The organism is Dactylosporangium aurantiacum (assembly GCF_000716715.1).
Taxonomy (GTDB): domain Bacteria; phylum Actinomycetota; class Actinomycetes; order Mycobacteriales; family Micromonosporaceae; genus Dactylosporangium; species Dactylosporangium aurantiacum.
Genome location: NZ_JNYJ01000002.1, coordinates 104,244 through 123,395, shown reverse-complemented (window position 1 = coordinate 123,395; position 19,152 = coordinate 104,244). Strand labels below are relative to the sequence as shown.

15 protein-coding genes are annotated in these 19,152 nt (G+C 74.3%); 6 read left to right on the top strand and 9 right to left on the bottom strand.

The window, feature by feature from the left end; all coding sequences use genetic code 11:
- Positions 1–57: 57 nt before the first annotated feature.
- Positions 58–2,037 (bottom strand): elongation factor G, encoded by a 1,980-nt coding sequence (locus tag OP18_RS02905; protein ID WP_033357111.1) that lies wholly within the window; start codon positions 2,035–2,037, stop codon positions 58–60.
- A 246-nt stretch (positions 2,038–2,283) separates the two neighbouring features.
- Here OP18_RS02905 and OP18_RS02900 point away from each other — a divergent pair, with 246 nt between their 5' ends.
- Genes OP18_RS02900 through OP18_RS02890 form a run of 3 tightly spaced genes read left to right on the top strand, consistent with a single transcriptional unit; the run spans position 2,284 to position 6,663 of the window.
- Positions 2,284–3,492 carry a nucleotide disphospho-sugar-binding domain-containing protein gene (locus tag OP18_RS02900; RefSeq protein WP_156089255.1) on the top strand — a complete coding sequence of 403 codons (1,209 nt, stop codon included), beginning with the start codon at positions 2,284–2,286 and terminating at the stop codon, positions 3,490–3,492.
- Positions 3,493–3,527: 35 nt separating this feature from the next.
- Entirely contained in the window at positions 3,528–5,144 is a 1,617-nt protein-coding gene (locus tag OP18_RS02895) for an NAD(P)/FAD-dependent oxidoreductase (RefSeq protein WP_033357109.1), read from the top strand.
- A 31-nt stretch (positions 5,145–5,175) separates the two neighbouring features.
- On the top strand, positions 5,176–6,663 hold the full coding sequence (locus OP18_RS02890; protein ID WP_033357108.1) for an FAD-dependent monooxygenase: 1,488 nt from the start codon (positions 5,176–5,178) through the stop codon (positions 6,661–6,663).
- A 123-nt stretch (positions 6,664–6,786) separates the two neighbouring features.
- Here the strand turns inward: OP18_RS02890 and OP18_RS02885 are convergent, their stop codons facing one another.
- The 6 genes from OP18_RS02885 to OP18_RS02860 form a co-directional block, all read right to left on the bottom strand.
- Positions 6,787–8,331, bottom strand: coding sequence for an MDR family MFS transporter (locus OP18_RS02885; RefSeq protein WP_052386131.1), 1,545 nt, complete (start codon positions 8,329–8,331; stop codon positions 6,787–6,789).
- 258 nt (positions 8,332–8,589) lie between these two features.
- Positions 8,590–9,168 carry a TetR/AcrR family transcriptional regulator gene (locus OP18_RS58510; RefSeq protein WP_033357107.1) on the bottom strand — a complete coding sequence of 193 codons (579 nt, stop codon included), beginning with the start codon at positions 9,166–9,168 and terminating at the stop codon, positions 8,590–8,592.
- 83 nt (positions 9,169–9,251) lie between these two features.
- On the bottom strand, positions 9,252–10,718 hold the full coding sequence (locus OP18_RS02875) for a cation:proton antiporter (protein WP_211273427.1): 1,467 nt from the start codon (positions 10,716–10,718) through the stop codon (positions 9,252–9,254).
- A 29-nt stretch (positions 10,719–10,747) separates the two neighbouring features.
- Positions 10,748–11,326, bottom strand: coding sequence for a flavin reductase family protein (locus OP18_RS51955; protein ID WP_052386130.1), 579 nt, complete (start codon positions 11,324–11,326; stop codon positions 10,748–10,750).
- A 174-nt stretch (positions 11,327–11,500) separates the two neighbouring features.
- A complete protein-coding gene (locus OP18_RS02865) occupies positions 11,501–13,027 on the bottom strand; it encodes an FAD-dependent monooxygenase (RefSeq protein WP_052386129.1) in 1,527 nt (508 codons plus the stop codon).
- Positions 13,024–14,079, bottom strand: a complete 1,056-nt coding sequence (locus OP18_RS02860; RefSeq protein ID WP_052386128.1) for a methyltransferase — start codon at positions 14,077–14,079, stop codon at positions 13,024–13,026. The genes OP18_RS02865 and OP18_RS02860 overlap by 4 nt, the downstream gene beginning before the upstream one ends.
- A 205-nt stretch (positions 14,080–14,284) precedes the next feature.
- On the opposite strand from OP18_RS02860, the gene OP18_RS02855 reads away from it, so the two are divergent.
- Positions 14,285–15,565, top strand: a complete 1,281-nt coding sequence (locus OP18_RS02855; RefSeq protein ID WP_033357105.1) for a beta-ketoacyl-[acyl-carrier-protein] synthase family protein — start codon at positions 14,285–14,287, stop codon at positions 15,563–15,565.
- A complete protein-coding gene (locus OP18_RS02850; protein ID WP_033357104.1) occupies positions 15,562–16,773 on the top strand; it encodes a ketosynthase chain-length factor in 1,212 nt (403 codons plus the stop codon). The genes OP18_RS02855 and OP18_RS02850 overlap by 4 nt, the downstream gene beginning before the upstream one ends.
- A gap of 64 nt (positions 16,774–16,837) precedes the next feature.
- Here the strand turns inward: OP18_RS02850 and OP18_RS02845 are convergent, their stop codons facing one another.
- Both OP18_RS02845 and OP18_RS02840 read right to left on the bottom strand, forming a co-directional pair.
- Positions 16,838–17,515, bottom strand: a complete 678-nt coding sequence (locus OP18_RS02845) for a class I SAM-dependent methyltransferase (protein ID WP_211273426.1) — start codon at positions 17,513–17,515, stop codon at positions 16,838–16,840.
- Positions 17,512–18,462 (bottom strand): SRPBCC family protein, encoded by a 951-nt coding sequence (locus tag OP18_RS02840; RefSeq protein WP_033357103.1) that lies wholly within the window; start codon positions 18,460–18,462, stop codon positions 17,512–17,514. Before OP18_RS02840 ends, OP18_RS02845 begins: the two co-directional genes overlap by 4 nt.
- Positions 18,463–18,673: 211 nt before the next feature.
- Here OP18_RS02840 and OP18_RS02835 point away from each other — a divergent pair, with 211 nt between their 5' ends.
- Positions 18,674–19,123 (top strand): nuclear transport factor 2 family protein, encoded by a 450-nt coding sequence (locus OP18_RS02835; RefSeq protein WP_052386183.1) that lies wholly within the window; start codon positions 18,674–18,676, stop codon positions 19,121–19,123.
- The last annotated feature ends 29 nt before the right edge of the window (positions 19,124–19,152 follow it).

Sequence of the window (19,152 nt, the reverse complement as noted above, 5' to 3'; positions counted from 1 at the left end):
CGGACGGCCCACGACGGCTCAACCCCGCGGCGGACCCACCGGTCGCCGCCGCCGGGGTCAGGCGCGGTGCATCGTGCGCAGCAGGTACTCCTCCCTGTGCACCGGGTTGTTGTCGGTGCGGGCCCGGGTGGGTACCTCGCCGGTCACCGGCTGGTACCCACTGAGCTCGGAACTGAAAACCGCCGCGCCGTGCGACAGTCCGGGCAGGTCCTGCTCGACGTCGTGCACGGCGCTGGCCGGCAGGGTGCCGCGCAGGTGGCAGGCCCCGCCGGCACCACCGGCGGTGCCGTCGGCGCCGTCGGCCCCGCTGTCGACGGTGGTCACCGCCCGGGCCCGGGCCAGCCGGGCCAGGACCGCACTGAGGCAGTCGGGCGGGATCTCCAGCTCGAAGCGGTTGACCGGCTCGTGCACCCGGGTCCCGGCCTGGCGCAACGCCTCCATCAGCACCAGCGGGGTGAGCTTGCGGAAGTCCCCGGCGGCGCTGATCGGGCTGAAGTACCCGGTCCGGGTCAGCGTCACGACGCAGTCGGGCACCTCCCAGCCGTACAGGCCCTGGGTGAGCGTGCCGCGCACGGTCTCCTCGATCGCCTTGTGGTACGCGGCCGGCAGCGCCCCGAGCTCGACGGCGAGGTCGAACCGGATCCCGGTGCCGGGCGTGGCCGGCCCGACGCGCAGCCCGACGGTCGCCCAGAACGGGCTGCCGCCGGCGCCGATCTCCTCGACCGCCTCGCCGTGGCCGACGACGGTCTCCACGCACACCGGACGGGTCTCGGTGAACTCGACCTGCACGCCGTACGTCTCGGCGAGGGTCGAGGCCAGGATCTCCTTCTGCACCTCGCCGTAGAGCCGCACCGACAGCTCCCCGCCCAGCTCGTCCCGGCGCAGGCTGATGAGCGGGTCCTGCTCGGCGAGGCGCTGCAGGGCGGCGTGCAGCGCGGGCCCGCCGCCGGGGCGGCCCGGGCGCACGATCGTCTCCAGGCTCGGCGGCAGGAAGATCCCGGTCTCCGCCAGCCCGTCGGCGGTGCCGAGCTGGTCGCCGATGCGCACGTCGGTGAGGCCCCACACCTTCGCGATCGCGCCCGCGGTCGCCGGCGTGTCGGTGGTGTCCGTGCCGCGCTCGAACGTGCGCACGGCGGTGAGCTTCGCGGCCCGCTCGACGACGGCGCCGTGCGGCTCGCGGCGGTGGTACGCGACGCGCTCCCGGGCGGCCAGGGTGCCGGCGTGCACCCGCACGTAGGCGATCCGCTCGCGGGCCCGGCCGTGCTCGATCTTGAACACGGTGGCCCGCAGCGGCCCGTCCTGCGCCGCGACCGGCAGCAGCCGGCCCAGGTCGCCGACCAGCCCGGCGACGCCCTCGCCGGTGACGGCGGAGCCGAAGAACACCGGGTGGACCTGGCCGCGGCGGCTCTGCCGGGCGACCTCGGCCCGGTAGGCGTCCTCGGTGAGCGCGGCGTCGTCGTCGAGGTACGCGCGCAGGAACGCGTCACTGTGCTCAGCGAGCAGCTCCGCCACGGCGGTGCCGCGCAGCGCCGCGGGCACGGCCCGGGCGTGCGGGGTGCCGAGGTCCTCGACCGTGGCGACGGGCACGGCGGCCGGGGTGAGCAGCCGCCGGATGTCGTGCAGCAGCTCGTCGTGGCGCGCGCCGCGCCGGTCGATCTTGTTGACGAACAGCAGGACGGGGATGCCCAGCCGGGTCAGCGCGCGCATGAGCACGCGGGTCTGCGCCTGCACACCCTCCACCGCGGACAGCACCAGCACGGCGCCGTCCAGCACCCGCAGCACCCGCTCGACCTCGGCGATGAAGTCGGGGTGCCCCGGCGTGTCGATGAGGTTGACCCGCAGGTCGCCGACGGTGAACGCGACGACCGCCGAGCGGATCGTGATGCCGCGGCGGCGCTCGAGGTCCATCGAGTCGGTCTGGGTGTCGCCGTCGTCGACGCTGCCGACGCGGCCGATGACGCCCGAGTGGAACAGGATCCGCTCGGTCAGGCTCGTTTTACCGGCGTCGACATGCGCGACGATACCGATATTCAACATACGGGTGGACAAGTGTGATCTCCCAGCTGTCAGCCGATCCGGTCATAGCTTCGACACCGACTGACTTTTGGGACATCGCGAACTCCCGTCATTGACAAACGTGGTTGAAAGCACGCCTTTCGCGCGACTTGAGGTTACCACGCTGCGGCACCGTGACCGGCCACGTCATCGACTCGCATTCGAGGCCGCGTCGAAGCGCCCTGCCTAACGTCCGCCACCGGTACCGACGTCGGACAAGGAGAGGCGATGCGGATTCTTTTCGTAACCGCGGCGGGCGCGCACGTGCCGTGGATCGTGCCGTTGAGCTGGGCCAGCCAGCTCGCCGGGCACGAGGTCCGGGTGGCGGTGCGCCCCATGGGTGTCGACGCGGTGCGCGGCACCGGCCTGGTGACCGTGCCGCTCGGCGACGAGGCCACCATCCAGCGGGCGCAGAGCCGCCACCAGGGGCTCGCCTACCGGGGCACCCCGCGCAACCTGCCGGGCAACTGGTTCGCCGACCCGGGCCTGCTGGACAAGGACCTGCGGGTCAACATGGCGCTGCGCCTGCTGGCGGCCGCGGAGGGCGCCGCCGCCGACGCGGTCGCCCTCGCCGAGTCGTGGCGACCGGACCTCGTCGTCTACGACACGGTCGCCTCCGTCGGGCTGGTCGTCGCCGCGGCGGCCGGGGTCCCCGCGGTCGGGCACACGTTCGGCTACTCGTTCGGCTTCGACTACCAGGGCGAGGAGGAGCTGTGGACCGCGTACCGGCGGCTGTTCGAGCCGCACGGCCTCGACCCGGTCTTCCCGCAGTTCCTCGTCGACCCGTGCCCGCCGGCGCTGCGTGACCCGCACCGCATCCCGTGGGCACCGATGCGGCTGATCGCCTACAACGGGCCGGTCGTCGCCGAGGACTGGCTGACCAGGCGCGGCACCGGACCCCGGGTCTGCATCACCTCCGGGATGACCTCGACGCTGCTCGACGGCGTGGTGGCCCGCATCGTCGACGGCGCGGAGAAGCTCGGCGCCGAGGTCGTCCTCGCCGTCGACCACCGCGACCGGGCCACCGTGGCCGAGCGCCCGCCGACGGTGCGCGTCGTCGAGTCCTACCCGTTGAGCGTGCTCGCGCCGACCTGCGACGTGGTCGTGCACCACAGCGGCGTCGGCACCGGCATGATCACCGCGATCAGCGGCGTGCCGCAGGTCGTGCTGCCGCAGAGCACCTCCCAGGACTTCTGGGCCGACAAGGTCGAGCGGGCCGGCGCCGGCGTCGCGGTCCGCGATGTCGAGCACGCCGACCCCGACGTCATCCGCGACGCGGTCGAGACGGTGCTCAACGACGCCTCGTACCGCGAGGGCGCCGAGGCGATCCGCCGCGGCAACGCCGCGATGCCCACCCCCGCCACGATCGTCGGCCTGCTGGAGGACTGCGCGGCCGGCGCGGACGTGCGCTCCAGCCCGCTGCTGCGCACCGCCTGAGCCCGGCCACCCGTCACCGCAGGAAAGGACACCACATGCCCACCGACCGCGACTACGACGTCATCATCATCGGCACCGGCCTGTCCGGCACCATGCTCGGCTCGATCCTGGCCCGCCACGACTTCCGGGTCCTGCTGCTGGACGGCACCCAGCACCCGCGCTTCGCCGTCGGCGAGTCGACGATCGGGCAGACGCTGACCGTGCTGCGGCTGATCTCCGAGCGCTACGACGTGCCCGAGATCGGCCACCTCGCCAGCCTGCAGGGGGTGCTGCGGCACGTCAGCAGCGCGCACGGGCAGAAGAGCAACTTCGGCTTCGCGTTCCACCACGACGGGCAGGAGCCGGACCCGCGCGAGACCAACATGTTCCGCATCCCGTCGTCGATGGGGCAGGCCGCGCACTACTTCCGCCAGGACACCGACGCGTTCATGTTCCACGCCGCCGTCCGGTACGGCTGCGACGCCCGGCAGAACTACCGGGTCGAGAAGCTCGACCTCACCGACGACGGCGCGTCCGTCACCGGCGCCGACGGCAGCACCTACCACGCCCGGTACCTCGTCGACGCCAGCGGCTTCCGCTCGCCGCTGGCCAACCAGCTCGGCCTGCGCGAGCGCCCGAGCCGGCTCAAGCACCACGCCCGCTCGATCTTCACGCACATGGTCGGCGTCCAGCCGGCCGACGAGCACCTCGGTTTCGGCCCGCAGGACCAGCCGCCGGTGCCGTACAACAGCGGCACGATGCACCACATCTTCGAGCGCGGCTGGATGTGGGTCATCCCGTTCGACAACCACGACGCCGCGACCAACCCGCTGTGCAGCATCGGCATCCAGCTCGACCCGCGCCGCTACCCGCTGCGCGCCGACCTGACCGCCGAGGAGGAGTTCTTCGCCCACGTCGACCGGTTCCCGGCGGTGCGCCGCCAGCTCGCCGGCGCGCGCAGCGTCCGCGAGTGGGTCCGCACCGACCGGATGCAGTACTCCTCGTCGGCGACCGTCGGCCCGCGCTGGTGCCTGATGTCGCACGCCGGCGGCTTCATCGACCCGCTGTTCTCCCGCGGCCTGTCCAACACGTGCGAGGTCATCAACGCGCTGTCGTGGCGGCTGATCGAGGCGCTGCGCGAGGACGACTTCACCGCCGAGCGGTTCGCGTACGTGGAGCGGCTCGAGCAGGGCCTGCTGGACTACAACGACCGGCTGGTCAACGCCGCGTTCATCGCGTTCTCCAACTACGACCTGTGGAACTGCCTGTTCCGCACCTGGGCGGCCGGCAGCGTCATCGGCGGCAAGCACGTGCTCAACGCCCTCATCGCCGCCAAGCGCAGCGGCGACGACGGGCCGTGCCGGCGGCTCGACGACACGCGGTACCCGGGGCTGTGGTGCCCGACCGACTTCTACGCCGACCTGTTCGAGGACCTCGTCACCACCTGCGAGGCGGTCGAGGCCGGGCAGGTCGACGCGCAGGCGGCCGCGGACCGCCTCAGCGGACGCATCCGCGACGCCGACTGGATGCTGCCGCCGCTGGACTTCAACCGCCCGGAGGTCCGGTTCATCGACCCGACCGAGGACAAGATGCGGCGCATCTCGGCCTGGGCGCAGCAGCACCCGCGACCGGCGATCCGCGAGCTGCTCGCAGCCGCCGCGCCCACCCACTGACCCGACGCCTCTCGACAAGGACGGTGACCGGATGAACACGACGGACATCGCGGTGGTCGGCTGCGGCCCGGTCGGCGCGCTGCTCGCCGGTGAGCTGCGCCTCGCCGGTGTCGACGCGGTCGTGCTGGAACGCTCCCCCGAGCCGAACGTGCACTCCCGCGCGTTCCGGCTGCAGACCGCGACCCTGGAGCTGCTCGACGCGCGCGGGCTGCTCGAGGACTTCCTCGCCACCGCGGTCAGGATCCCCAAGACACACTTCGCGGGGATCCGGCCGCCGCTGCTGGACCTGGACCGCCTCGACAGCGAGCACCCCTTCACCCTCGGCATCCCCCAGTCGCTGACCGAGGCGCACCTGGAGCGCTGGGCCCGCGGTCTCGGCGCGCGGATCCGCCGCGGGCACGAGGTGCGCGGCGTCGAGCAGGACGGCGACGGCGTGCACCTCGACGTCGACGGCCCCGACGGGCGCTACCGCCTCGACGCCGCGTACGTGGTCGGCTGCGACGGCGGGCGCAGCACCGTGCGCAAGCTCACCGGCATCGGGTTCCCCGGCCGCGAGGGCACGGTCAGCGCGCTGCTCGGCGACGTCGCCCTCGACGACCCGGCCGGTTTCCCGTCCGGCATCCCCGGCACGCTGCGCACCGCGACCGGCCTGGTCATGGCGGTCGCCATGCCCGGCACCGGGGTGCGGGTCTTCACCTGCGAGTTCGACCGCCCGGTGCCGCCCCGCGACCGGCCGGTGACCCTCGACGAGCTGCGCGCCGCGGTCCGCCGGGTGGTCGGCGCCGACGTCGGCATGCGCGAGCCGACGTGGATGGCCAGGTTCACCGACGCGTCGCGGATCGTCGAGGCGTACCGGCAGGGCCGTGTCTTCCTCGCCGGCGACGCGGCGCACGTGCACTTCCCGATCGGCGCGCAGGGGCTCAACCTCGGGCTGCAGGACGCGGTGAACCTCGGCTGGAAGCTCGCCGGGCGGGTGCGCGGCTGGGCGCCCGACACACTGCTGGACACCTACGACCCGGAGCGGCGGCCGGTGGCGGAGCGGGTGGTCCGGGAGACCCGAGCGCAGGTCGCGCTGATGAACCCGGACGAGCGCATCGACCCGCTGCGCGAGCTGTTCCGGGAGCTGCTCGCGATCGGCGACGTCAACCTGCACCTGTCGCGGCTGCTCACCGGCCTCGACGCGCGGTACCCGACCGATGTGGACGCCGGCGCGCACCCCCTCGTCGGGCGGCGGGCGCCGGCGCTGCGCCTGGACGGCGGGGTCCGCGTGGCGCAGCTGCTGCGCCGGGGCCGGCCGGTGCTGCTGAACCTGGAACCGGCCGCGTTCACGCTGCCGGCGGCGGTCCTGCCGCACGTCGACGTCGTCACCGCCCGCGAGGTCGGCACCGGCACGGCGGCGGCGCTGCTCATCCGCCCGGACGGCGCGGTCGCGTGGGTGGCGGGGCCGGACGAGGACCCGCAGGAGGCGGGCAAGCGGCTGCGCGGCACGCTGTCGACGTACTTCGCCGACGCGGGCTGAGCCCGGCGCGCCGAAGGGCGGCCACCCTCCCGGGTGGCCGCCCTTCGCCGTGTGGTGCGGGGCGGCGGCCGGTCGCCGGGCCGCGCGGGCGCAGGCCGGGGTCCTGCGGCGCGCGGCGGCGTCCTACATGTCGACCTCGATGTCGTCGTCGAGGCGGACGTCCTTGAGCAGCAGGCAGCAGACGAACCCGAGCGCCACCACCGGGATCGTCCACAGGAACACGTCGCTGATGGCGTCGGCGAACGCGGTGCGCAGCGCCGCCCGCAGCGCCGGCTCGAGCGCGTCGACCTGGGCCGGGGCGATGGAGCCGTCGCGGGGGACGGTCGCGGCGGTGTCGGCCGGCAGCCGGCGGGTCAGCTCCGCGTCGAGGCGGGTGCTGAAGAACGCGGCGAGCGCGGCGAACCCGACGGACCCGCCGATGCGCTGGCTGAACGTGCCGGTGGCGGTGGCCGCGCCCAGGTCCTCCCGGGGCGCGGTCGCCTGGATCGCCAGCATCAGCGGCTGCATGCACAGGCCGATCGCGATGCCGAACACCGCCATGTACACGACGACCAGCCACGCGCTGGTGTGCGGGGTCATGCCGGCGAACAGCACCAGCGACCCGACGCCCATCGCGGTGCCGAGCACCGGGGCCCACTTGTACCGCCGCCACCGGGTGATGAGCCCACCGCCGACCGCCGAGACCAGCATCAGCGCGGCGATGATCGGCAGCTGCAGCAGGCCGGAGTTGGTCGCGTTGAACCCGATCGCGAACTGCACGAACATCGGCAGGAACGCGCCGATGACGGTGGCCCACGTGTGCACGGCCACGTTGCCGAGGTTGGCGAACGTCACGGTGCGCTCGCGGAACATCCGCAGCGGCACGAGCGGCTCCGGCGCGACCCGCTCCCGCAGCACGAACAGCACGAGCAGCACCGCCGAGGCCACGCCGAGCACCACGATGACGGGTGAGCTCCACGCGTACCGCCCGCCGCCCCACGAGGTGACCAGCGTGATCGTCGCGGTCGCCGCCGCCAGCAGCACGAACCCGGTGTAGTCGACGGGGCCGCCGGCCGCCCGCGGCGGCGGCTTGAGCGCCCGGACGATCGCCACCAGGGCGATCAGGCCGAGCGGCAGGTTGATGTAGAAGATCCAGCGCCACGACAGCTGGTCGGTGAGCACGCCGCCGAGCAGCGGCCCGGCGACCGCGCCGCCGCCGAGCACCGCGCCGAACATGCCCATGAACCGGCCCCGGTCGCGCAGCGGCACGATCTCGCCGATGACCGTCATCGTGAGCACGGTGATGCCGCCGGCGCCGATCCCCTGCACGGCCCGGAACGCGATCAGCTGCGGCATGCTCTGCGCGAGGCCGCTGAGCGCCGAGCCGGCGAGGAACGCGCCGATGGCGAAGATGTACAGCCGGCGGGAGCCGTACAGGTCGGCGAGCTTGCCGTACAGCGGCGTGGTGATGCCCGACACGATGATGTAGACGGTGAACAGCCACGACAGCCATGGCACGCCGTGCAGCTCACCGACGATGGTCGGCGCGGCCGTCGACACGATCGTGAGGTCGAGGGAGCCCAGCGCCGAGCAGAGCATGATGGCCACGACCACCACGCGCAGCTGCCGGCGCTGCATCGGGGGCGCGCCGTCGGCGGTCCCCTGTGTCGTCGATTCGGGTGTGACCATCGGCGCTCTCCTGGACTCGGGTCCGGTCATGGGTCGGCGCGGCCCCGCGCTGCCGTCGCGGGCCGTGCGTCGTGCTGTGTCGCCCGCCGGGGCGGGCCTTGTGCCGGCCGCGGATTCCGGCCGTGGGTCGTGCCGTGCGCCCGCCGGGCGGGCTGGTCCTGCCGCGCCCGCGGGGCGGGCTGGTCCTGCCGCGCCCGCGGGGCGGGCTGGTCCTGCCGCGCCCGCGGGGCGGGCGGTGGGGCGTGTGCGGCCGGGGTGCTACAGGCCGCGTTCGAGCAGGTCGAACATCTCGTCGATGAGGGCCTCGACGGGTGCGGCGCCCTCGACCCAGGAGGCGCGCACGGCGCTGTGCACGACCCCGAACGACGTCGTGACGAGCAGCCCCGGATACACCGCCCGGACCGGGTCGGCGCCGATGCGCTCGGCCACCGCGGCGATGAGCGCGGGGAAGATGTCCTCCTCGGACTCCGGCTGGCCGATGGCGAGCAGGTCGGGGTGGCGCTGCCAGAGCTCCAGCTCCTCCCGCGCCGGCGCGAACGAATCGGCGATCTCCTTGGCGATCGCCCGCATCGACCGCACCGGCGGCTCGTCGGCGGGCCGGGCGGCGAGCAGTGCCAGCAGCTCCTCCGCCGTCCACGACGAGTCCATCGCGAGCGTCTCCTCCTTGGCGGAGAAGTAGTTGAAGAACGAGCGGACGGAGATGTCGGCGGCGGCGCTGATCGCCTCGACGGTGAGCGCGTCCGGTCCGCGCTCCAGCGCGAGGCGCACCGCGGCGAGCTTGATCTCGCGGCGCTTCTGCGCCCGCCGGCGCGCCCGCCGCTCCTGCCCCGCCGTCACGCCCCGACCATACCGCCGCCTTGCACACCGTGCAAGAACTGCACGATGTGCAAGGCGGGGTGGCGGGGCCCGGCCGGGCACGGTCAGTCGACCGGGGAGGCGGCGCTGCGCTCCAGGCGGATCGTCTCCTCGGCGGTGTGCTCGACCTTGCGCATCGCCCAGCGCAGGATCGGCGGCGCCATCACCGAGGTGAGGATGGCGATGAGCACCACGATCGTGTACGTCTCGGCGTTGAGCACGCCGAGCCGCAGGCCGGCCATGGCGACCACGATCTCGACCACGCCGCGGGCGTTCATGCCGGCGCCGAGGGCGAGCGCCTCCCAGCGGTTGAGCCGGCACAGCAGCGCGCCGATGAAGGCGCCGCCGAACTTGCCGGCGACGGCGACGAACAGCAGCAGCGCGGCGACGCCGAGCACGTCCGGGCGGCGCAGCACCGTCAGGTCGACCCGCAGCCCCGCGGTGGCGAAGAACAGCGGGGCGAACACGGCCAGCACCAGCGTCCGCAGCGGCGCGAGTGCCGCCCCGGTCGACAGCACCGGCGCACCGGAACCGCCCGACGGGCCGGCCGCAACCGACGAACCCAGGGCGCCCGGCGGGCCCGGCACGCCCGACGGACCCGAGGCACCGCCCGTGCCGGAGACGCGCGGCGCGCCCGACGGACCCGAGGCACCGCCCGTGCCGGAGACGCGCGGCGCGCCCGAGGCACCGATCAGCGCGCCGGCGAGGAACGCGCCGAAGATCGGCTCCAGGCCGACCGCGAGGGTGCCGGCGGCGCCGCCCAGCATGAGCGCCACCGCCGCGGCGACGACCACCGCGCCGCCGGCCCGCGCGGCCCGGCGCATCACCGCCCGCACCACCAGCCGGCCGGCGGTCAGCGCGACCACGACGACGGCGAGGGTGCTGCCGACCGACCGGCCGACGTCGCCGGCCCGCACGCCGGTCGTCGCGAGCGCCGACACCACCGACAGCATCAGCCAGCCGAACGCGTCGTCGACCGAGCCGGACACCAGGATGAGCTGGCCGATGTTGCGGTGCAGCAGCCGCATGTCGGTGAGCGTCTTGGCGATGACGGGCATGGCGCTCACGCACATGGCGACGCCGAGGAACAGCGCGAAGACGGGCCGCTCGGTGTGCGCGCCGCGCAGCGTCGCGGGCAGCAGCAGCCCGACGCCGATGCCGAGGGCGAGGGGCAGCAGCAGACCGGCGGCGCTGATGCGCACCGCGGTGCCGCCGCGCCGGCGCACCAGGCCCGCGTCGAGCTCGACGCCGGTGAGCCCGACCAGGAGCATGACGCCGATCTGGCCGACCGCGTCGAGCAGGTGGAACTGCCCGGCCTGCCGCGGCAGCAGCCACGCCGACAGGTCACCGGCGACGTGGGCGAGCAGGGTCGGGCCGACGATGATGCCGACGCACAGCTCACCCACGATCGGCGGCAGCCCGACCCGCCGGGCGGCCCGGCCGAGCAGCACCGCCAGCGCGATCAGCAGGGCGGCCTGCAGCAGGAACACCAGCAGCTGGTGCGGCGGGATCATCGGTACGGGCGCGGGCACAGGACACCTCCGGGCATGACGGGCACGGCTCAGCCCTCCGCGGCGAGGGTCAGCGCGATCTCGCGGGCGTCGTCGGTCACCGGCCAGCCGCCGTAGCGCTGCCGCCAGTACATGAGCGGGCCGACCCGGTCGGGGTGCGCGTCGCCGGCCACGATCCCGCCGACGACGATCACGTGGTCGCCGGCGTGCAGCGTCCCGGCGACCTCGCACTCGGCGTGGGCGACGGTGTCGGCCAGCAGCCACGGCACGCCGGTGCGCCGGCCCGGCTGCCACGGCACCGCGGCGAAACGGTCCTCGGCCCGCGAGGCGAACACCGCCGACGTCGCCTCCCGCCGGTCGCGCAGCACGTTGACGATGAACTGGCCGCGGCGCAGGATCGCGTCCAGCACCCGGCTGCGGTCGTTGAGGCATACCAGCAGCAGCGGCGGGCGCTGCGACACGCTGCACGCCGCGCTGCAGGTGAGCCCGACGGGCCGGCCGTCGGGGTCGAGGGTGGTGACGACCGTGACCCCGGACGGCAGCGCCCCCATGACCGCACGGAACGTCGCCTCGTCCACCCAGGACCCGGGCGGCTCCGGTACGTCCAGGCGAAGCTGTCCAGCGGTCATGCCGTCACCTCCGCTGCGCTCCGGCGCCGGCCCGACCTCGACCCTGAGCCGCTGATTCGCAGCCCTCCGCTGCGCTGCGGGCCGCTCATGCCGCCACCTCCGCTGCGCTCCGGCGCCGGCCCGACCTCGACCCTGAGCCGCCGATTCGCAGCCCTCCGCTGCGCTGCGGGCCGCTCATGACACCGGCTCCCCGAACCAGGTGCGCAGCGCGGTCTCCAGGCCGGGCTCGTCGTGCCCGGCGCCGCCGGCCCATGCGACGTAGCCGTCGGGCCGGACCAGGTAGTCCGCGGCGTCCAGCGGCTGCGCCACGGTGCCGGTGACGACGTCGACCCGGTCCTTCCAGCCGCGCAGCAGCTCGCCGCGGTCCGCGCCGGACGTCGCCAGCAGCACGCCCCGCCCGGTGACGCAGCAGGCGCTGAAGCGCCGCGGCCCGCCGCCGGTGGTGACGAGGACGTCGGGCATCGGCCCGCCGGTCGCCGGGTGGGTGCCGCCGAGGTCGTACCGCACGGACAGCGCCGTGTTGTGCCCGGTGAAGTACCGGTTCACCGGCTCCAGGCGCAGCAGCTCGGCGAGGGTCTCGCGCAGCGGCACGAACCGCGGGTCGGGGTCCAGCAGCAGGCACTGCGTCCGGGTGTCACGCAGCACCTGCGCCGCCACCGGATGCCGCTCGGCGTGGTAGGTGTCCAGCAGCGCCCCGCCCCAGCCGTGGACCGCGCCGGCGAGCTTCCAGCCGAGGTTCATCGCGTCCTGCAGCCCCGCGTTGAGGCCGGGCCCGCCGGTCGGGAACACGGTGTGCGCCGCGTCGCCGGCGAGGAACACCCGGCCGCTGCGGTACCGGGCCGCCTGCCGCGACGCGTCGGTGAACCGGGTCAGCCACTGCACGTCGTACATGCCGAAGTCGGTGCCGGCCAGGTCGACGAGGGCGGCGCGCATCTCGTCCTCGGTGACCGGTGCCCGGCGGTCCTCGAACTGCCGGCCGTACCAGAACACCATGACCCGGCACAGGCCCTGCTCCTCCGGCAGCGGGATCGCCGAGAACCAGGCGCGCAGGTCGGGCCGCAGCACGCCGTACCGGCGGAACGGTCCCATCGCCGGGTCGCTCGGCAGCGCGTCGTGGAACCTCGCGTCCGCCATCAGCACCGCGACGCCGGGGCCCTGCCCGGGGAAGTCGATGCCGGCGAGCTTGCGGGTGACGCTGCCGCCGCCGTCGCAGCCGACGAGGTACGCGGCGCGCACGTCGTAGCGGCCCTGCGGGCCCTGCACGGTGGCGACCACGGCGTCGTCGTCCTGCCGCAGGCCGACCAGCTCGTGGCCGCGGCGCACCGGCACGCCCAGCTGCGCGGCGTGCGCCGCGAGCAGCGCCTCGGTCTCCACCTGCTTGCGGTAGACGCCGTACGGGTGCCGGGTGTCCATCGCGCCGTAGTCCAGCGGCACGGGCAGGCTGGCGAAGTGGCCCTTCGGCAGCTTCGGCGCGCCGTCGAGGAAGCGCCCGGCGATGCCGCGCAGCTCGAACATCTCGATCGTGCGCGGGTGGATGCCCAGCGCCTTGGAGTGCGGGAACGGCTCGGTGCGCCGCTCCACCACCAGCGGCCGGAGCCCGGCGAGCCGCAGCTCGCTGGCCAGCCACAGCCCGGTCGGGCCGCCACCGGCCACGAGCACGTCGCAGGTGGCGGCGGCCGGCTCCGCCGACGGGGTGGTCACGACGCCGCCTTGCGGCCGATGACGAAGTGGTCGCGGGTGATGGTGTCGGTCCGGTACGCCTTCTCGACGGTGAAGCCGACCTCCCGCAGGTACCCGGCGCACTCGGTGACCCGGTACGCGCCCATGTCATCGCGGATCATCGCGCTGTTGAGCCGCTGCAGCAGCGCCTCCACGTCGTCGCGGTCGTCGTCGACCATCACGTCGTAGACGACGACGGTGCCGCCGGGGCGCAGCGCGGCGTGGCAGCGGCGCAGCAGCTCGACCCGGCGCGGCTGCGGCCAGTCCGCCAGGACGTGCCCGACGACGATCACGTCGGACTCCGGGATCGGGTCGGCGAAGAAGTCGCCGCCGTGGAACTGGACCTGCCCGGCGGTGCCGAGCTGCGCCATCAGCTCGTCGAACAGCGGCCGCAGCGCCGGCAGGTCCACGACGTGCCCGCGCAGGTGCGGCACCGCCTGGACGATCCGGGCGGCCACGTTGCCGCGGGCGCCGCCGACGTCGGTGACGGTGGTGTACCCGCGCCAGTCCAGCTGCCGGGCGATCTCGTCGGCGGTGAACCCGTTGTGCGCGTCCATGTGCGTCATGACCCGCCGGGCCTGTTCGAGGTCCTCGTAGTAGTTCACGTACGCCTTGGCGCCCTGCGCGGCGACCGCCGACTGGGCCCGGCCCTCGCGCATCGCGTCGGCGAGCTTGCCCCACGCGTGGTAGTGCAGCTTCGCGTGCTGGCGGGCGGTGCCGCCGAGGTACGCCGGGCGGTCCGAGACGAGGAACTCCGCGGCGGTGGCGCTGTTGCCGTACCGGTCGCCGTCGCGTTCCAGCAGGCCCAGGCCGGTCAGCGCGTCGAGGTAGTCGACCGCCAGCCGGTGCCGGATGCCGAGCTTGGCGCAGATGTCGGCGGCCGGCTGCGGGCCACCGTCGAGCAGGTCGAACACGCCCAGCTCGACGGCGCTCTGCAGGACCTTCGCCCGGAAGTACGCCGTGTTGAGCCGGACCACGGCGCGGGCACGGGCGACGGCCCCGTCGGTCGTGGTGTGCGCGGAAACGTCGGTCATCCAGTCCTCCCCTGTCGTCGGGTGCCGCCGAACGGTCGCACCGGCCGGTCGTGACCCGGTCGAGCGCGGCAGGAGCAGCCCGGCGGCCGCCGGCGCCACGGATCCGCGGCGGCCCGCGCCCCGGCGGTCCAGCGCGCGTCAAGGGCGCGTCGAACCGCGCGGACCACGCTCACCCTCCCGGCTCACGCTGCGATGGGAGACATGAATGCCTGAGGGACACGGTGGTCGGCGGGTGGTGGTGACCGGCATCGGCGTGGTCGCCCCCGGCGCTGTCGGCACGAAGCAGTACTGGGAGATGCTGACCGCGGGGCGCACCGCCACCCGGACCATCTCCCGGTTCGACGCCAGCCAGTTCCGCTCCCGGGTCGCCGCCGAGTGCGACTTCGACCCGGTCCGGGCCGGGCTGACCCGGCGGCAGATCCGCCGGTGGGACCGCACCTGCCAGTTCGCGGTCGTCGCGGCCCGCGAGGCGCTCGCCGACAGCGGCGTGCTGGACGGGCTGCGCCCCGAACGCACCGGCGTCATGGTCGGCACCGCGTGCGGGATGACGATCAGCCTCGACCAGGAGTACGCCGTCGTCAGCGACGAGGGCGCCACGTGGCTGGTCGAGGAGGCGCACGCGTCGCCGTACCTGTTCGACTACTTCGTGCCGTCGTCGATGTCGGCGGAGGTCGCCTGGCTGGTCGAGGCGGAGGGCCCGGTCGGCATCGTGTCGACCGGCTGCACGTCCGGCATCGACGTGCTCAGCCACGCCTCGGACCTGATCCGCGACGGCGAGGCCGACGTGATGATCGCCGGCGCGTCCGACGCCGCGATCTCCCCCATCACCGTCGCCTGCTTCGACGCGATCAAGGCGACCACGCCCCGCAACGACCAGCCGGAGACGGCGTCGCGGCCGTTCGACCGGACCCGCGACGGCTTCGCCCTCGGCGAGGGCTCGGCGATCTTCGTGCTGGAGGAGCTCGGCCACGCCCGGCGCCGCGGCGCCCACGTGTACGCGGAGATCGCCGGGTACTCCTCGCGCAGCAACGCCTTCTCGATGACCGGGCTGCGCCCGGACGGCGCCGAGCTGTCCGCCGCGATCGACGACGCGCTGGACAAGGCCCGCGTCGACGTGTCCGGCATCGACTACATCAACGCGCACGGCTCCGCGACGAAGCAGAACGACCTGCACGAGACGAACGCCTACAAGCGCAGCCTCGGCAAGCACGCGTACACGACCCCGGTCAGCTCGATCAAGTCGATGATCGGGCACTCGCTCGGCGCGATCTGCTCCCTGGAGGTCGCCGCCTGCGCGCTGGCCGTCGAGCACGACGTGATCCCGCCGACGGCGAACCTGCACGAACCCGACCCGCAGTGCGACCTGGACTACGTGCCGCTGGTCGCCCGCGAGCAGCGCACCGACGTGGTGCTGAGCGTCGCCAGCGGCTTCGGCGGCTTCCAGAGCGCGATCGTGCTCACCGACCCGGACCGGAGGACGCCGTGACCGCGGCCGTCGTCACCGGCCTCGGCGTCGTCGCCCCCAACGGTCTCGGCGTCGAGGCGTACTGGTCGGCGGTGCTGGCCGGCACCTCCGGCATCGGGCGGATCGCCCGCTTCGACCCGTCCGGGTACTCCGCGCAGCTGGCCGGCGAGGTCACCGCCGACATGACGGCGCTGCTGCCGAGCCGGCTGCTGCCGCAGACCGACCACATGACCCGCCTCGCGCTCGTCGCCGCCGAGGAGGCGCTCGCCGACGCCGGCGTCGACCCGGCGACCCTGCCGCCGTACGCGGCCGGCGTGGTCACCGCCGCGTCGGCGGGCGGCTTCGAGTTCGGCCACCGGGAGCTGGAGGCGCTGTGGAGCAAGGGCGGCGCGTACGTCAGCGCCTACCAGTCCTTCGCCTGGTTCTACCCGGTCAACACCGGCCAGATCTCGATCCGCCACGGCATGCGCGGCCCCGGCAGCGCCCTGGTCGCGGAGCAGGCCGGCGCCCTGGACGCGGTGGCGAAGGCCCGCCGGCACGTGCGCGACGGCACGCACCTCATGCTGACCGGCGGGGTCGACGGGTCGCTGAGCCCGTGGAGCTGGGTGTGCCTGATCCGCTCGAACCGGCTCACCACGTCCACCGACCCGGACCGGGCGTACCTGCCGTTCGACCGGGCCGCCGGCGGGTACGTGCCCGGCGAGGGCGGCGCCCTGCTCGTGCTCGAGGACCCCGTGCGGGCCCGGGCCCGGGGCGCGGCCAAGGTGTACGGCACGGTCGCCGGGCACGCCGCCACCTTCGACCCGCCGCCGTCCAGCGGCCGCGGACCGGCGCTGCGCCGGGCGGTCGAACTGGCCCTGGACCGGGCCCGGGTCGCCGCCGCCGACGTCGACGTCGTGTTCGCCGACGCGGCCGGGCTCGCCGACCTCGACCGGGTCGAGGCGACGGCCCTCGCCGCCGTGTTCGGCCCGCGCGGGGTACCGGTGACGGCGCCGAAGACGCTGACCGGCCGCCTCCTCGCCGGTGGGGCGGCGCTGGACCTGGCGACCGCGCTGCTGGCGATGCGCGACTCGGTGATCCCGCCGACCGCGCACGTCGAGGACCCGGCGTTCGCCGGCCTGATCGACCTGGTCGGGCCGCAGCCCCGGCCGGCCCGGCTGCGCACCGCGCTGGTGATGGCGCGCGGCCACGGCGGCAACAACGCGGCCATGGTGCTGCGCCGCGACTGACCCAGCGCACGAAGGCGCCGGACCGGGAATCCCGGTCCGGCGCACTGCTGTGCCGGCCTCGCGCTCAGCCGACCGTGACCACGAACAGGCCGACCGAACCCCTCGTCCACAGCCGGTACGTGTCGAACCGGGCGGCGAGGGCCGCGTCCAGGTCGCCGAGGGCGTCCTCGGCGTTGTGCATGACCTCGTCGGCGTTGAGCGACTCCAGGGCCTTCGGCGCCATCCGGCCGTGCCGCACGCCCCGGGCCAGCACGGTGCTGCCGAAGATCCGGCCGCCGGGACGCACGTACTGCCGCACGTGGTCGAAGACGGTCGTCTTGTGCCGCATCCCGCCCGGCAGGCAGTGCAGCAGGAAGTTCATGCCGACCGAGTCGAACCGGGCCGCGCCGAGCTCCAGCGGCTGCAGCACGTCCCGCTTGTACAGCGTCGGGTGGTACCGGTGCAGCCGCCCGCCGGTCTTGCGCAGCACCTCCTCGTTGAGGTCGGCGAGGACCAGCTTCGGCGCCGGCGTCGGGAACCGGCACCGGTCCAGGAAGAACCCGGTGCCGGGGCCCAGGTCGAGGTGCTCGGCGCCGACGTGCTCGTCGTACAGGGCCAGCATCTCCCGGCGCGGGCAGTGCCAGATGCGGGAGCAGACGAACCCGAGCACCCAGAGGTCGTAGGCGGCGAGGATCCGCCGGCTGTAGACGGCCGCCCCGGCGAGCACCTCGTCGGCGGCGGGTGGCGACGCGTCGGCGGTCACCAGCCCAGCTCCTCTTCCGCGTACGCCTTGGCCAGCCGCAGGTTGCCCATGCTGTTGGCGCTGAGGACCCGGCGCAGGTACCGGCGGGCCTTCTCCACGGTCGTGCCCTCGCCGAGCAGGTGCATGCCCTCGGGCCGGATCGTGGCGGTGTGCCGGGCGCTGAGGATGAACCCCTCCCGCGCCGGGGTGACCAGCCAGTGCCCGGTGTGCGCGGTCATCGTCTTCGGCGGCTGCGTCTGCTTGTACACGATCTTGTGGTTCTCCAGGCAGATGCGCACCGAGCGGGTCGTGTGCTCGGAGCCGTCCGCGGACTTCGTGTCCATGTCGAAGAACTGCACGTCCGGCGACGGCTGCTCCAGCTTCAGGCCCACGACGTGCGGGATGCGCTCCGGCCACTTGTCGGCCTCGTACAGGTAGGTGTACGCCTTCTCGACCGGCCCGGCGACGTACAGCGGGTCCTCGAAGGCGACCACGAGGTCGGCCAGCTCCTCGCGGTGCTCGGCGGCGTACCGGACCGACGCGAGGAACTCGGCGAGCTCGCCGCGGGCCAGCTCCACCTGCCGCGCCGCCTCCGCCTGGTCGGGCCGGGCCAGGGTGAACTGGTGACGCACCTGGATGACGCTGCCGCCGGCGCCGTCGTCCTGCACCGTCCACTGTTGACGGACGTCGGCGAACGGCGCCGCGGCCGGCTCGTGCACGACGTCGACCCGCCGGCCGCCGTCGGACACGGTGCGCCGCTCCAGCCAGCTGCGCACCGTGGTGCGGCTGGTCACCCACCAGTGCTGCACCAGGTCGCCGTCCTCGCCGCGCTCGCGGACCTCGGCGTGCACCGCCGGGCGGTGCAGCTGGGGCCAGCCGGCGACGTCGTTCAGCACCTGCGCCACGTCGGTCGCGGGTGCGCCGACCGCGCACCGGTCCTCCACGACCTGGGTGTCGACCGTCAACATGGGAGATCCTCTCGTCTCGGACGGACCCGTCGCGTCGCGTCGCGTTGCCGTCGCGTTCTAAGGTCGGCGCCGCCCTTATAGGCCGGGTCAAGCACGGGTCGACCAGACCGCTGCGAGCCGCCCTCCACCGGGCGTCGAACGGGCACCGGCAGCGTTGGCCGGGCCGGCCGGCAGCACGGCCGGTGGCAACCGCGACGACGGGAGAGGCATCGTGACAACGCAGGCGGCGCCGCAGGTGCGGGACATCGGGTTCGACCGGCTCTACATCGAGGTGCAGCAGTTCTACGCCCGGCACATGCAGCTGCTGGACGCCGGCGCGGCCGACGAGTGGGGCGCCACGTTCACCGCGGACGGCAGCTTCGCCGTGCCGACCCTGCCGGAGCCGGTCCACGGCCGGGACAACCTGGTCGCGATGATGCGCCGGACGGCGGCGGAGCTGGCCGCGGCCGGTGATCAGCGCCGGCACTGGCACGGCATGCTGGACGTGCGGCCGCAGCCGGACGGCACGGTGCTGGTGCGCTGCTACGCGCTGGTGTTCTCGACCCTGGAGGGGGGCGAGCCGCGGCTGCACCGCACCTGCGTCTGCACCGACGTGCTGGTCCGCGAGGACGGCGAGCTGCGGGTGCGCAGCCGCAGCGTCACCCGCGACGACCTGCGCTGAGCCGGCGACGGACGGCCCGGGGGCGCTTC